The sequence below is a fragment of the Nocardia grenadensis genome (assembly GCF_050942415.1).
GTDB classification, from domain to species: Bacteria; Actinomycetota; Actinomycetes; order Mycobacteriales; family Mycobacteriaceae; genus Nocardia; species Nocardia grenadensis.
The window spans coordinates 1712964-1726479 of the sequence record NZ_CP192054.1 but is presented as its reverse complement, the minus strand read 5'-3'; the positions used below and the strand labels follow the sequence as shown (position 1 = coordinate 1726479).

General features: G+C 70.0%; 10 protein-coding genes. All 10 read left to right on the top strand.

What is annotated here, in order from left to right; translation table 11 throughout:
* Positions 1–36 precede the first annotated feature (36 nt).
* The 10 genes from ACQPYS_RS07775 (at position 37) to ACQPYS_RS07730 (ending at position 13489) form a co-directional block, all read left to right on the top strand.
* On the top strand, positions 37–1248 hold the full coding sequence (locus tag ACQPYS_RS07775; protein ID WP_433492137.1) for a CaiB/BaiF CoA transferase family protein: 1212 nt from the start codon (positions 37–39) through the stop codon (positions 1246–1248).
* A gap of 332 nt (positions 1249–1580) precedes the next feature.
* Positions 1581–2672 carry a hypothetical protein gene (locus tag ACQPYS_RS07770; RefSeq protein WP_433492136.1) on the top strand — a complete coding sequence of 364 codons (1092 nt, stop codon included), beginning with the start codon at positions 1581–1583 and terminating at the stop codon, positions 2670–2672.
* A gap of 693 nt (positions 2673–3365) precedes the next feature.
* On the top strand, positions 3366–4553 hold the full coding sequence (locus ACQPYS_RS07765; protein WP_431938541.1) for a cytochrome P450: 1188 nt from the start codon (positions 3366–3368) through the stop codon (positions 4551–4553).
* Positions 4554–4800: 247 nt separating this feature from the next.
* Positions 4801–5583 (top strand): hypothetical protein, encoded by a 783-nt coding sequence (locus tag ACQPYS_RS07760; RefSeq protein WP_433492135.1) that lies wholly within the window; start codon positions 4801–4803, stop codon positions 5581–5583.
* 1 nt (position 5584) lies between these two features.
* Entirely contained in the window at positions 5585–6682 is a 1098-nt protein-coding gene (locus ACQPYS_RS07755; protein WP_433492134.1) for a hypothetical protein, read from the top strand.
* Positions 6679–8157 (top strand): hypothetical protein, encoded by a 1479-nt coding sequence (locus ACQPYS_RS07750; protein WP_431938544.1) that lies wholly within the window; start codon positions 6679–6681, stop codon positions 8155–8157. Before ACQPYS_RS07755 ends, ACQPYS_RS07750 begins: the two co-directional genes overlap by 4 nt.
* Positions 8154–9464: an AAA domain-containing protein gene (locus ACQPYS_RS07745; protein ID WP_433492133.1), complete on the top strand. Its 1311-nt coding sequence runs from the start codon at positions 8154–8156 to the stop codon at positions 9462–9464. Before ACQPYS_RS07750 ends, ACQPYS_RS07745 begins: the two co-directional genes overlap by 4 nt.
* Positions 9465–9699: 235 nt before the next feature.
* Positions 9700–11010 (top strand): S8 family peptidase, encoded by a 1311-nt coding sequence (locus ACQPYS_RS07740; protein ID WP_433492132.1) that lies wholly within the window; start codon positions 9700–9702, stop codon positions 11008–11010.
* 9 nt (positions 11011–11019) lie between these two features.
* A complete protein-coding gene (locus ACQPYS_RS07735) occupies positions 11020–11280 on the top strand; it encodes a hypothetical protein (protein ID WP_433492131.1) in 261 nt (86 codons plus the stop codon).
* Between the two features lie 97 nt (positions 11281–11377).
* A complete protein-coding gene (locus ACQPYS_RS07730) occupies positions 11378–13489 on the top strand; it encodes a protein kinase domain-containing protein (RefSeq protein ID WP_433492130.1) in 2112 nt (703 codons plus the stop codon).
* Positions 13490–13516: the final 27 nt, after the last annotated feature.

The following is a 13516-nucleotide window of genomic DNA, read 5'->3' as shown; positions in this document are numbered from 1 at the left end:
GGTCCCGCCCGCGCGGCCACCGGAGATAATGCCGCGATGGACTCCGCGACAACCGGTGCTCTCGACGGTATCCGGGTACTCGAGATCGGGACGCTGATCTCCGGCCCGTTCGCCGGCCGCCTACTGGGTGATATGGGCGCCGAGGTGATCAAACTCGAGCCGCCGGACGCTCCGGACCCGCTGCGCACCTGGGGTCAGGCCGAACTCGACGGACATCATTTCTTCTGGACCGTGCACGCGCGCAACAAGAAGGCCGTCACGCTGAACCTGCGGGAGGACGCGGGACGGGACCTGTTCCTGGAACTCGCCGCGAAATCCGACATCATCGTGGAGAATCTGCGGCCCGGCACGCTGGAACGATGGGGTCTCGGTTACGACACACTGCGGGAACGCAATCGAGGCATCATCCTGGTCCGGGTGTCCGGGTACGGGCAGACCGGCCCGGAAGCCCACAAGGCCGGATACGCCTCGGTCGCCGAAGCGGCCAGCGGCCTGCGCCATATGAACGGTTTCCCCGGCGGCCCGCCGCCGCGGCTCGCGCTCTCCCTCGGTGACAGTCTGGCCGGGATGTTCGCCGCCCAGGGAGCACTGGCGGCGCTGTACCGGCGCACCGTCACCGGGGAGGGGCAGATTGTCGACGCCGCGCTCACCGAGGCCTGTCTGGCGGTGCAGGAATCCACCATCCCCGACTACGACATCGGCGGGGTGGTCCGCGGCCCGTCGGGTACCCGGCTGGAGGGTATCGCGCCGTCCAATATCTATCGCACCGCCGACGGGAGCTGGGTGGTGATCGCGGCCAACCAGGACACGGTGTTCCGCCGGCTGTGCGCGGCGATGGACCGACCGGAGCTGGCCACCGACGAACGGTTCGCGAACCACACCGCCCGCGGTCGCAACCAGGACGAACTCGATGCGATCATCGGCGAATGGGCGGCGCGGCGTCGGCCCCGGGAGATCATCGCGACGCTCGGTGAAGCCGGGGTGATCAGCGGGCCCATCAATACCGTCGCCGAGGTGGTCACCGATCCGCAGCTGAACGCCCGCGGCATGATCGCCGACCACTACGACCAGCGCATCGAACGGAATGTGAAAGGTCCGGGGGTCGTACCCGTCCTCTCGGCTACCCCGGGGACCATCCGCAATGCCGGGTCGGCGCGGCCGGGTCAGCACAACGACGAGGTGTACTCCGGTCTGCTCGGGAAATCCGCGGCCGAGGTGGCGGCGCTGCGGTCCCGGGGAATCGTCTAGCGTGTCGGATTCCGGCGCCGCGGTGCCGGGGTGATGCGCCACTCGGAGGCCGCACTGCGGAAGTAGCGCACCCCGGCGGCTGTCCGGCCCGCTGAGCGGGATCCGCCGGCCCGGATCCCCCGAGAGCGGCCCGCTCCACAATGTGTAGCGGCTATTATCGGACGGTGGCGTGAGACACCGTGCGGCACACTTTCGTCCGCGACGATCGGCCGGATGGGTGTCGGCCGCCTCGGGTGATCGGTGCGCCGAACCGGTCGCCATCCTGCCGGGCGACAGAAGAGTGACGCATGACCAGGTACGCGCATTTTGTAGGTAGCCTCCCCCACGAACTGATGACCGGAGGTGATCGCGGCGTCCTGGACTGGTTCGCCGCGCGCACCGACGGCCGTCCGGTCACCGCGATCCCCTGCGATCTGGATCCCGACTGGATCCTGGTCTACCTGAAGGATCTGGGGAACCGCACCGACACCCTGGAGGTGTTGCGCCCGGGCGGGTTCGACGGATACTCTGATTTCCCCACCTACGGCGTCCGGGCCGGCCGGACGCTCGGACCGCGAGATGTGTCGATGAACCGGGTCGAGCGGATCGGTGAAGTGGTGACGGCCTTCGAGTCGTTCCTGCGCGACCGGCCCGAACTGGCCGGCACCAAACTTCAGCTCAGCCAGCCCCATCCGCTGGATCTCGCCATGTTCGTGCACGCCGGTGGCGCCGTGGCCACCGGCCTGCCGATCGGACTCGCGTTGCGGCGGTCGAATCTGGCACTCACCGCATTACGGAACCTCCCGGTGTTCACCGAGGCGGTGCTACAGGAGATGCGCGAGGTCCGGCGACGACACGGCGATCTGATCGTCTGGCAGGTGGAAACCCCCATCTCGCTGCTCGGTATGGTCAAGGCGCAGCAGTTGAAGGCGCTGTGGGCGCTGGCGCCGACGGTCGCGGGACAACTCGCCGGGTTCCTGGAGAAGGTGCACGAGGTCGATCGCGAGCACGGTATCGAGACCGAGACCATCGTGCACCTGTGTTACGGCGATTATCAGCACGAGAGCCTGCTCGGTCCGAAGAATCTGGCGCCTGCCGTCGCGCTGCTGAGCCGTACCGGCCGCCGCCTCGCCGAACGCGGCGTGCCCGTCCCCCGGGTACACATCCCGTGCGCGTACGGCGCGCATCCGGCCCCGACCGATCCCGAGTTCTACGCGCCGTTGGGCGAACTCGGTCCCGAATGGCGAGTGATCGCGGGGGTGGTCTCCACCGACGATCCCGACCGGAGCGCGCAGGCCCTGGCCCTTTTCGAGCAGGCCCGCGGTACCACCGCCTACGGGGTGGCCGCCGCGTGCGGTTTCGGCCGTAACACGGCCGAGGAGGCCGAACAGGGTGCCGCGACCATCGCGTCGCTCGTCCGGGCGCCGGAGGGCAGCCGGGGCTGATCCGCCGGACGAACGGCGCCCGTTCTCGATGCGCCCGACCCGGCGGTTGCTCCCTGCCGCCGGGTGGGGCGGCTCCGCCGCCTTCGCCGACGTATGTACCGATACCGGTCTTCGCCGTGGCGAGAAGGCCGTCGCCGTCCGGTACCGCCATCGCTGCGACCTCGGCGAAGATCCGGACCGGAAAGACGAGCCGCTTCCGCTCGCCTCGGCGCGGATCGATGCGACCCCGCCCCGGCATCCACCCAGCGATTGCGATATCGCCCGCGCGGACTATAGTTCTGCCCGAACTGACGAGAGGCACGCATGAAACAGGCTGTCGCTGTGACAATTCCATGGGCCCGGTCGTGTCCGACGGTCGACACCCATGCCGAATTGCCCCGAACAGCGATATCCGCCCGCCGATCGACCGGTGCATGAACGGGATGGCGACCCACTCGACCGCACCGAAATTCATCGTGGCCGCACGACACGTTCGACCGTGCTGTAGTCAGTGAAATTCATGGGGGAGACAGCCAGGGCGCACGAGTCGGCACGACGAGTTCGCTCCGAATCCCATCTCGTTCGAGCCTCGTAACCGGAGTTGTATTCTTGTCCACACCACGCCGTGCCCCGCTGTCGCAGTCATCGATGATCACGGGGGCGTTTCCCGCTCCTGCCGGCCCCGTCGCCGAACCCCCGAGCCCGCGGTACCCGATGTACACGCAGGAGTTCGCCACGGACCCGCACCGCGCGTACCGCGAGATACGAGAGCAGTTCGGGCCGCTGGTTCCGGTGGACCTGGCCCCCGGAGTGCCGGCCACCCTGGTGATCAGCCACAAGATCGCCGTGCGTATCCTCAACGATCCCGACCACTTCCCGGCCGACCCCCGGTACTGGCAGGAGACCGTGCCGCAGGACTCTCCGGTGCTGCCGATGATGAAATGGCTTCCGGCCGCCCGGTACAACGTCGGTGACGTCCACGCCCGCTATCGACAGGCATCCGCCGACAGTATCGACGGCGTGGACCTCAACGCCTTGCCGGCGACGGTCGAGCGCATCGCGACTCCGTTGATCAACGACTTCTGTGCGAACGGCGCCGCCGATCTGATGAATCAGTACGCCTTCCCGTTGGCGCTGGAGATCATCAATCACATCTGCGGCTGCCCCGATGATATCGGCAAGCGGATCGCGGCCGGTATGGCCGCGCGGTTCGACACCGTACGGGCCGAGGAGGGTATGGGCATCCTCAGATCCGCGCTGATGGAACTGATCCATCTCAAACGTGACCGGCCGGGCGACGATGCCACCTCACGGCTCGCCGAACACAGCACCGGCCTCGACGATGTCGAGGTCTTCGCGCAGTTGATGAGCTTCTACGGGGCCGGTTTCGAGGCTCAGCGCAACCTCATCACCAACGCCCTGCTGCTGATGATCACCGAGCCCCAGTACGGGCCCGGGGATACCTTCGGGGGGAACCTGTCGACCGACGACGCCATCGACAACGTCCTCTTCAACGACCCGCCGATGGCCAATTTCTGCACGACCTATCCGCGCCAGCCCATACCGGTCGCCGATACCTGGTTGCCCGCCCACCAACCGGTGGTCATCAGCCTCTCGGCCTGCAACAACGACCCCGAGATCCGCAACGACTTCGACACCCCCGGTGGCAGTTTCGTCGGGAACCGCTCCCACCTCGCCTGGAGTGTCGGGCCGCACGCCTGCCCCGCGCAATCGCTGGCCCGCACCGCCGTACGCAGCGCGATCGATGTGGTGCTCAACGCCATTCCCGATCTATGCCTGGATACCCGGCAGGAACTGGTCTGGCGGCCGGGCCCGTTCCACCGGGCACTGGCCGGGTTGCCCGTCGTCTTCGAGCCCGCTCCCCCGCTGCCCGTGCTGTAGCCCCCGCCGGAATCTCCGAGCCGCCGGGTGTCCACCTGCCGACCGATCGCGGTCGCCCCGGCGAGTTCGCGGGCGGTGTCGTAGTCGAAGACCACATGCCCGCTCACTACGTCGACATCGCGCTTCAACCGCTGCATCGGATGGTCGCTGAAGTAGCGATCCCGGGAACTGGTCCGCGCGGCAACATTTACCGGCGAATACTGGCATTCACTGGACTTCCCTGGAATCGCCCCCTACATTTCACCCCATGCCCACCGCCGAGGCGCTCGAAGCGCGCATAGCCGAGTTACGCGCGCAGGTGCGCCGGGCCGCCGGATCCGGAGATCGGACCGCGGCCCGGAGGTTGCGCGCCCAACTCCGGGTCGCCGAAACGGAATGGGATGCCGCGGTTCTCGGGGTACCGGAAGAACCCGCGCCGCCCCGGCAGTCCACGGCGGCGGTCCCGGTCCGGGAGCACGTACATCGCGCGCTCACCCTGCTGTCGGTGCCCGCGGCCCCGAAACTGGTACTCGCCGTACACGACGCGTTCTTCTCCGGAGAACTGGTCCCGGCGCGGCTCACCAGCCTGCGCCGCGACGAGGAGCGGTCCTTCCGGGCCGCGCCGTACGCTCGCCCGTACTACATCTGCGCCGCCATGACCACCGATCTGCTGGCCCCGGCCCGCGGCCTGCTGGCAGTGAGCACCTGGTCGTCGGCGCAGCGTATGGTCGGGCCGTTGAGTCCGCGGGTGGACCTGCTCACGGGCGCCGTCCGCCTGGCCCGGCACATGATCGACCACGGATGTACACCCGCCGGCCAACGCGTGCTGTGGCAGCTGGCGGTGTCCATCCCCGGCGCGACCGACCGGAAGGGGATCGACCCGGAGCTCGTGCGGGCGGCCGCGGAACGGGAACTAGAGGTGCACAGAGACGACGACACACAGCAGCGGGCCGACGCCGCGGAGCGGGCGGTGCGGCAACTGGCGGATCCCGCGGCGCAATTGTTCGGCGTTCGGCTCGCGGTAGCCGACCGGCGACGGAACGAGGCCTGACATGACGCTTGCGGAAAAGACACTGACCAAACGGCTCGACGACTTGCGCGGCGACGCTCCGGCCACCCGACACAATGCCCGGACCATCGCCGCGCTCACCGCCAATCCGGGCTGCGCGCGCCGGGCGCTGCTGGATGCCGCGGCGGTGGACAAGACCGTGATCGCCCGGGAACTGGGTTTCCCGCCGAAATTCGGTCAGTCGCCGTTCGCGATCACCCGCGGCAACAGCTTCGAGGCCATGGTGAAGGCGCACGGCTGCGCCGAACTGCTGCGGCTGCTGCGCGAAGAACTCGGGCTGACCATTCCGGAGGTCGGCTACCACGATCTGGAGACCGTCGGCGACAACGCGAGCAATTCGGTGCGCTACCAGCGCACCAAACAGTTGCTGGGCCAGGCGTTGACCTCGGGCCAGGGCACTCTGTTCGATCATCCGATGTTGCGCTTGGAGATCGCCGGCGCCACCGCCTACCTGGAACCGGATGTGGTGGCCCTGCAGATCGGTGGCCTGTTCCACGTGGTGGAGATCAAATCGTTCGCCGTCGTCGACGGGCAGGCCGATCCCGCGCAGGTGGCCTCGGCGGCCCGGCAGTCGGCGGTCTACGTGCTGGCCATGCGGGAGCTGCTGCGCGAACTCGGGCAGTCCCCGGAGCTGGTCGCGCACAATTCGATCCTGGTGTGCGCCCGGGATTTCACCAACCGCCCGACCGCCGCTCTGGTGGATCTGCGTAAACAGCTCGCGGTGATCGGACGCCAGCTGTCCCGGCTCACTTCGATCGACACCCTTCTCGATCTGGTCCCGTACGGCGCCTCGTTCACCCCGGGCGGCGGGCTGGCCGGCACCGTCGCGGCGATACCGTCGCGCTACGCCCCGGAATGCATGTCCAGCTGTGAACTGGCCTTCGCCTGCCGCTCCGAGGCCCGCACCCAGGGCTCGGTGGACACCCTCGGCCGCGGCGTATGCGACGACCTGGGCGGTATCGACAACCTCGACACGGTGCTCGCCCTGGCCGACGGCACCCTGGACCCGGGTCCCGAACACGCCGATATCGCGGAGATGCTCCGCCGGGCGCGGGCACTGCGCCTGGAGGTCGCCCGATGAGCGTGCTCAGCGCGCTGGCGAAAGTGACCGCGGTACGCAGCGGTCGCGCCGAACCCATCGCCGACCGGCGGCACTACCACCTCTCGGACCGCCCCCTCGTACTCGTGCCGCTGCGGCTGGCCGGTGAGTCCGCGGCACCGCTGGCGGTCGCGCTCGGGTCGTCCCCGCACGACGCGACGGTGCTGATCGTGGCCCAGCCCCGCGACCGGGTGCTGCGCCTGCGGTTCATCGAACACTTCGCGGACCGGGTGCTGCCCTATATCTCGTCGTTCTGCGAGGACGCCGAGGAGCTGACGGTGAAATCGACCGGCGAGGCCTACCTGCGGTACCTGGACGCTCCGCAGCTGCTGGTGCCCAATCCCGGCGGCGCCGAGTTCCTGCGCCTGCTGGGCCGGTCGGTGCGGTTCCATCGCACCGAGGGCGACAACGCGGTCCCGGAATCCCTTCCGCTGCTGGGCCGCTGGCTCACCTGGTTCGGTGACCGCTCCGATTTCCCGGGATCCAGTGTGTGCCTGGCGATGACCTCCGTCCTCACCACCCATTGGGCCTCCGGGCAGTCCGCGCTCGAGGACGGTAACCTCGCCGCCCTGCTCGGCTGGATAGACCCGCCCGCCGGCATGACGGGGCCGGAGGCCGCCGCCCTGGCCGAGGATCCGCTGGCCTATCCACCCGCCGGCCCGGCCACCGACCCCGGTTTCGACAACGAGGAGCTGGCGCCCCTGATCGCCGCCTACGACAGCGCCGAGCACGAATGGGCCAAGGTCGTAGCCACCGAACGGCTCGAACAGGCTTTGCGCGGACAATTGGAACCGACCTGGCAGCTGATGTGGCGGGCTGTGGAACTGCTGCGCGCCCTGCCGGAGGGCGCGAGCGTGGCCAAACGCTGGACCGACGACCGCGCGGCGTTCTCCTGGTTCGTGGCCGATATCCCGGAAGGGTATCCACAGGCCCGCCGCGATTCGGCGGTCTCGGCGACCCGGCGCCTGCTCAAACAGGAACAGGCGTTGGACACCTTCCAGGCACAGCGCGCCTTCGACGATCCCCGGGTCCTGATCGAATACCGGCTCGTCGGCGAGGCGTTCCAGGGCACGGTCAGCGCCTGCGAACCCGAGCGGCGGGCGAAACCGAAATCCCGCGAGGTACCGCGCCCGTATCTGTGGGTGCATACCGCCGACCCCTTCCGGGCCCGCCCCGGCGAGACCTTGATCCGGATCGACCGGCCCGCGCAGAAGGCCGAGGTCGTCGCGGTGGAGGAAGATGTGATCCAGCTGGAACTGGTCAGCGGGATGGGACAGGGCAAGAACCCCGCCGCGGGCAGTGTCCCCGAGGAGGGCGACGCGATCGGCTTCGCCCGCTTCTCCCCCAGCGGTTTCGGCGGTCCGCCCGCCAAACTCCCGCCTCGGGAGGAGACGCCGTGGACCCACGGCGGCCCGCCGCCCGACCCGACCCTCGAACTCGCGGAGGAGTGGTCGTGAGTACTGCGGACGAGGTGGTCGGCCGGATCCTCGCCGACCTCGACAACGCCGCCCACCGCGCCTTGGTGGTGGATTCCCCGCCGGGCGCCGGTAAGTCCACCCTGGTGGTACGCGCGGCCCGGCAGCTGGCCGCGGCCGACGACGAACAGCGGATGATCGTGGCGCAGACCAACGAACAGGTCGACGACCTCATCGATCGGCTCGCCACCGCCGACTCCGGCCTGCTGATCGGGCGGTTGTCCGCCGGCGACTACCGTCGCAGCGCGCGGATCGACCGCGACAATGTCGAGGTGGCCAACCGGCCCGCCGATCTGGAGAAATGCGCGATCGTGATCGGCACGGCCGCGAAATGGGCGACGCTGGACGAGGGCCGCTGGTCGTATGCGATCGTCGACGAGGCCTACCAGATGCGCTCGGATATGTTGCTGCGGATCGCCAACCGGTTCGAACGCGGCCTCTTCGTCGGCGACCCCGGCCAGCTGGACCCATTCGCCACCGTCGACGGTGACCGCTGGGCGGGACTGTCGTGGGATCCGACCATGAGCGCGGTGGCGGTGATGCTCAACCACAATGCCGGTATCCCGGTGCACACCCTGCCGGTGTCGTGGCGGCTGCCACCCTCGGCGGCCTCGGTGGTGTCCTCGGCGTTCTATCCGTTCGCGCCGTTCGCCGCCGGAACCCGCCCCGAACAGCGCCGGCTCGAATTCACCACCCGCGGTCTGCGCGGGCCGGTGGACGACGTACTCGACGAGGCCGCCGCACACGGCTGGGCGTACTACGAACTGCCCGCCCGGCATACGCTGCGTACCGACGGCGAAGCGGTGGCCGCCATCGCCGACCTCGCCTGCCGGTTGCTGGAACGCGGCGGTATCGCGCATTCCGAACACGGCAACCGCGAGATCGACGCGACCCGTATCGCGGTCGGTACCGCGCACCGCGACCAGGCCCAGGCGGTACGCGACGCGCTGGCGGGAACGGTGGCGGAAACGGTCACCGTCGATACCGCCAACCGGCTGCAGGGCCGCGAATACGATGTCACCGTCATCCTGCATCCGCTCTCCGGCCGCCGCGACGCGGGCGCGTTCCATCTGGAGGCCGGGCGGTTGTGCGTGCTGGCGTCCCGGCACCGGCACGCCTGTATCGTCGTGGGCCGCGCCGGGATCGGGGAACTCCTGGACGCGCACCCCTCCGCGGAACCGGTCTATCTCGGGGTGCCGGTGAAGTTTCCCGACGGCTGGGAGGCCAATCAGGCGGTGCTGAGCAGGCTGGCCGAGCATCGCATCGCCGCGCCGGTCCAGGCCCGGTGAGCGAGGCCGCGACTCGCGACACCGGTGGAACGGGCGGGCCCGCGCCGACCCGCTGACAACCCTCCGGCCGTCGGTCGCCCCGGAAGGGACCGCCTCGTCCGATGCGGCTCGCGCCGGTGGGAAGGTGACACAATGCGTCCGCCCCGCGGGACGCGCCGGTTCCGGCACGCCGCGTGGCCGGGCAACCAATTGCGCAGCGATTGCCGTCCGCCGGTTCCCGGGGCACTATGGCGGGATGCGAGTCCTCATCGAGCTCCGCCCCTCCCCTGAACTCATCTCCGCCGCAATGGATTCCGCGGCCGGAGTTGCCGCCACCGCGCTCACCGGTGAGGTACCCGGTTTCACCGTCGACTCCGGCTACGGTGCCGTGTCCGTCCCCGCTGCCACGGCGGCCAGCGATACCCGCGGGGACGGCGACTCGTATGTGGTGCGCGGGGAGATACCCGACGACGACCCGGCCGCCCGGGCCGCGGTGGCGGGCGCTCCGGGGGTGACCGGGATCTTCGCCGATCCGGTGATCGAACCGGTGCTCACCTGCGGCGACACCGGCCCGGTCGGCACCTGGACGGACGTCGCCGAGCGGCTCGGCCGCGCCGAGCTCACCGCCGCCGGACTGACGGGTGCGGGTGTGGCCGTGGCCGTGCTGGACACCGGGATCAACGCGGCGGCGGTGCGGCGGGCCGCCGGTGCCCCGATCGCGATCGACGCCGCCCGGAGTTGGAACCCGGCCGGGGTCCGCGGCATCGCCGGCGAGTTCCCGGTCGACCACGGCACCATGTGCGCCTTCGACGCGCTCATCGCCGCACCGCAGGCCACCTTCCTCGATATCCCGCTACTACAGAGCACGCGTTCCGGCGGTAGCCGGATGGACGGACTGCTCTCCGACGCACTCGCCGCATTCGCCCATCTACGTACGGTTCTGACCGCGCAGCCGGCGGACCGCCGGGCCCTGGTGGTCAGCAACAGCTGGGGTTCGTTCGCACCGCAGTGGGATTTCCCGGTCGGTGATCCGGGCAACTACTCCGACAATCCCGACCACCCGTTCAACGTCATCGTGGCCTCGCTGGACGCGGCGGGAGCCGATATCCTCTTCGCCGCCGGGAACTGCGGCCGCGACTGCCCCGACGGACGCTGCACCTACCCCGAGCGACCCATCACCGGAGCGAATTCGCATCCGGACGTGCTGTCGGTCGGTGCCGTCGACACCGGTGGTGAGCGGGTCGGATACTCGTCGCAGGGTCCCGGCCGGCTCGCCGATCGCAAACCCGACCTCTGCGCCTACTCCCATTTCCTGGGTTCCACCGCCTTCGGCGCCGACGCACCCGATACCGGCACCTCCACCGCCTGCCCGGTGCTGGCCGGAGTCGTCGCCGCCTTCCGTACTCGGTGGACCACGGCCGAGGTATCGCCCGCCCGCCTGCGGGAACTGTTGCGCAACACCGCGGGCGATCGGGCGGGCGCCGGATTCGACTACGACTACGGGTACGGCATCGTCGAGCCCCGGGCCCTGCTCGCGGAGCTGCAAAAAGCCGCGGCCCGCGCGTAGCCTGGGGAAATGCCGCTGCTGACCGTCTCGCTGCCCCCTGGCTCGGTGCTGGCCGACGCCCTGCGGGAACTGGGACTGGCCGAGGACGAGGTCGACCGCGAATACGGTTTGATCGCGGTCGACCCGGATTCCGGCCGGTTCGCGCTCCGGGTGGCCGCGAATGCCGCCGCCCGGCTGGCCACCGGTAGCGCGGCCACGGTTTTCGCGGACCCCCCCGTCGAACCGCTGGGCGACGCCGGGTCCATGGGACGCGACGAACCCGGCCCTTGACCGAAACCCGCTGGTCCTCGGGTGATTCCAGCCTCATCCCCGGTGCCGGGGTGCTGTGATCGGTCACCGGATGTGGTATCCGTAGCTCGTGGAAGGTGTGGAAGGTACAGAGTTCGGTCGTTACCGACTGCTCGATCCACTGGGGGCGGGCGCCATGGGGGAAGTGCACCGCGCCTACGACACCGGGACCGAGCGCATGGTGGCGGTGAAGGTGCTGTCTCGGGAATTCGCGCAGGACACCGTCTATCGCCGGCGGTTCCAGCGTGAAGCCCAGCTGGTGGCCCGGCTGGACGAACCGCATATCGTGCCCATCCACGATTTCGGCGAGATCGACGGCCGCCTGTTCCTGGAGATGCGCCTGGTGGAGGCCCCCAACCTGGCCTCGCTGCTCGCGGACCGGGGAGCGCTGCCCGCCGCCGAAGCCGTCGCCGTGGTCACCCAGATCGCCGCGGCCCTCGATGCCGCGCACGCGAGCGGGGTGGTGCATCGGGACGTGAAACCATCGAACATCCTGATCACCGCGTCGGGTTTCGCCTACCTCATCGATTTCGGGATTGCCCGCAGCAGTCAGGACACCACGCTCACCCGCGCCGGCACGATGATCGGCACGCTCGCCTATATGGCACCGGAACGGCTCACCCTGGACCAGGTCGACTCGCGTTCGGATGTGTACTCCCTGGCCTGCGTCCTCTACGAATGCCTGGCCGGTACGAAGCCGTATACCGGCGAGAGCGTGGAACGGCAGATCGCCGCCCACCTCACCGACCGGCCGCCGCTACCCTCGGCCGCCGGTCTGCCACCCGCTTTCGACGCGGTCGTCGCGCGTGGGCTGGCGAAGGACCCGGACCAACGCTATGGGTCGGCCGGGGAATTGGCGTCGGCGGCGCGCCAGGCGCTGGACCCGGCAGGCTCCCCTGGAACGGGTACATCGGCGGCCGTCACCGCGCCGGTGGACGACCCGTCGGACGACTATCCGGAGGCCGGCGCGGCACCGGGCACCGATTGGCGAGTGGACAACTCGCCGGTCGGCACCCCACCGACGCCCTTCGGACCGCCGGACAGCGGTCCCGATGTCACCGCACCGGCCGCCACGCCACTCGCCCTCTTCCCCTCGGCCACCACCCCGCCCGCCGGCCTCGCACCGAGCAACGATCCACTCGCGGGTCCATCGCCGAAGGACCACCGACCAGCCGGCGGCCTCTGGCCGGACAACAACGCACCCGGCACCGGTTTCTCGCCCGACAACAACCGACCCGCCGGCTTCTTGCCGGGCGAACACCCACGCGCCCCCGGCTTCTCACCGGCCACATACCCGGCCGCCCCGCCCGCCGACCGTCCGACCACCCTCGGTACGCCGGATGACATACCGCCCGGCACACGGTCCCGTACCCGGGTCAAGACCGCGGCCGCGGCCGCCGCGCTCGTGACCGCGGTGGTGAGCGTGTCCGCCCTCGCCTTGACCCGAGAGGACACCACCACGGTCACCGACGCACCGGTACCCACGGCACCGTCGAAGGTGTCGGCCACCGCGGTACCGGGCGATCGGGCAGCCGAGGTCGCGCCCGCCCCCGCACCGGCGCTCTCCGGACAGGAGCCGACCCTTTCGGAAACCCGGTCGATGCCGGTGGTTCCGTCCGCCCCCCCGGCCGTACCGGAAACCACCATCGTGGAACACGTACCCACCACGCCTCAGGGTGATTCGGTGGACGAGCAACCGACCACGCCGCCGAAGCCGCCACTACCGACCACCAGTGTCGCCGCACCCCCGACCACCACCACTGTCGAACCGACCGCCTCGCCGACCTCTCCCACCACGACCACCGATCCCGGGACGAGTACCACCACCCCCTCCCCCGGCGAGACCACGACGACCCCACCGGAAACCACCGGTACCGGCGAGGAGACGAGCTCCGCCGCGAACAGCGCGACCACCGAACAGCCACGGACCCGGGGCAGCGCGATCTCCTCTTCCGGCCACGTTCCCGCCACCGTTCCGGCCTCGTCGCACGCCGCCCTGCCGCCCACGGCGGCCTCCGGCCCGGCCGCCACCGCCACGCGCGTTTCCCCGTCCCCGGATTCCACCGAGGCCCCGGTCTCTTCGTCCGCCCCGGTCCCGACCTCCACCATCCCGGCTTCCACCCGCCTTCCGGCCCCGCCGCCGGCTCCGGCTCCCTCCTCCGGACCCACTCCCGCGCCCGACACCGCCTGATCCGGTACGGGCCCGCGCTGCAGTCGC

Bases quoted from the DNA above. Each gene is read 5' to 3' on its own strand.
- ACQPYS_RS07740 (WP_433492132.1), top strand. From the start codon at position 9,700: ATGCGAGTCCTCATCGAGCTCCGCCCCTCCCCTGAACTCATCTCCGCC.
- ACQPYS_RS07750 (WP_431938544.1), top strand. From the start codon at position 6,679: ATGAGCGTGCTCAGCGCGCTGGCGAAAGTGACCGCGGTACGCAGCGGT.
- ACQPYS_RS07770 (WP_433492136.1), top strand. From the start codon at position 1,581: ATGACCGGAGGTGATCGCGGCGTCCTGGACTGGTTCGCCGCGCGCACC.
- ACQPYS_RS07765 (WP_431938541.1), top strand. From the start codon at position 3,366: ATGTACACGCAGGAGTTCGCCACGGACCCGCACCGCGCGTACCGCGAG.
- ACQPYS_RS07760 (WP_433492135.1), top strand. From the start codon at position 4,801: ATGCCCACCGCCGAGGCGCTCGAAGCGCGCATAGCCGAGTTACGCGCG.
- ACQPYS_RS07735 (WP_433492131.1), top strand. From the start codon at position 11,020: ATGCCGCTGCTGACCGTCTCGCTGCCCCCTGGCTCGGTGCTGGCCGAC.
- ACQPYS_RS07775 (WP_433492137.1), top strand. From the start codon at position 37: ATGGACTCCGCGACAACCGGTGCTCTCGACGGTATCCGGGTACTCGAG.
- ACQPYS_RS07755 (WP_433492134.1), top strand. From the start codon at position 5,585: ATGACGCTTGCGGAAAAGACACTGACCAAACGGCTCGACGACTTGCGC.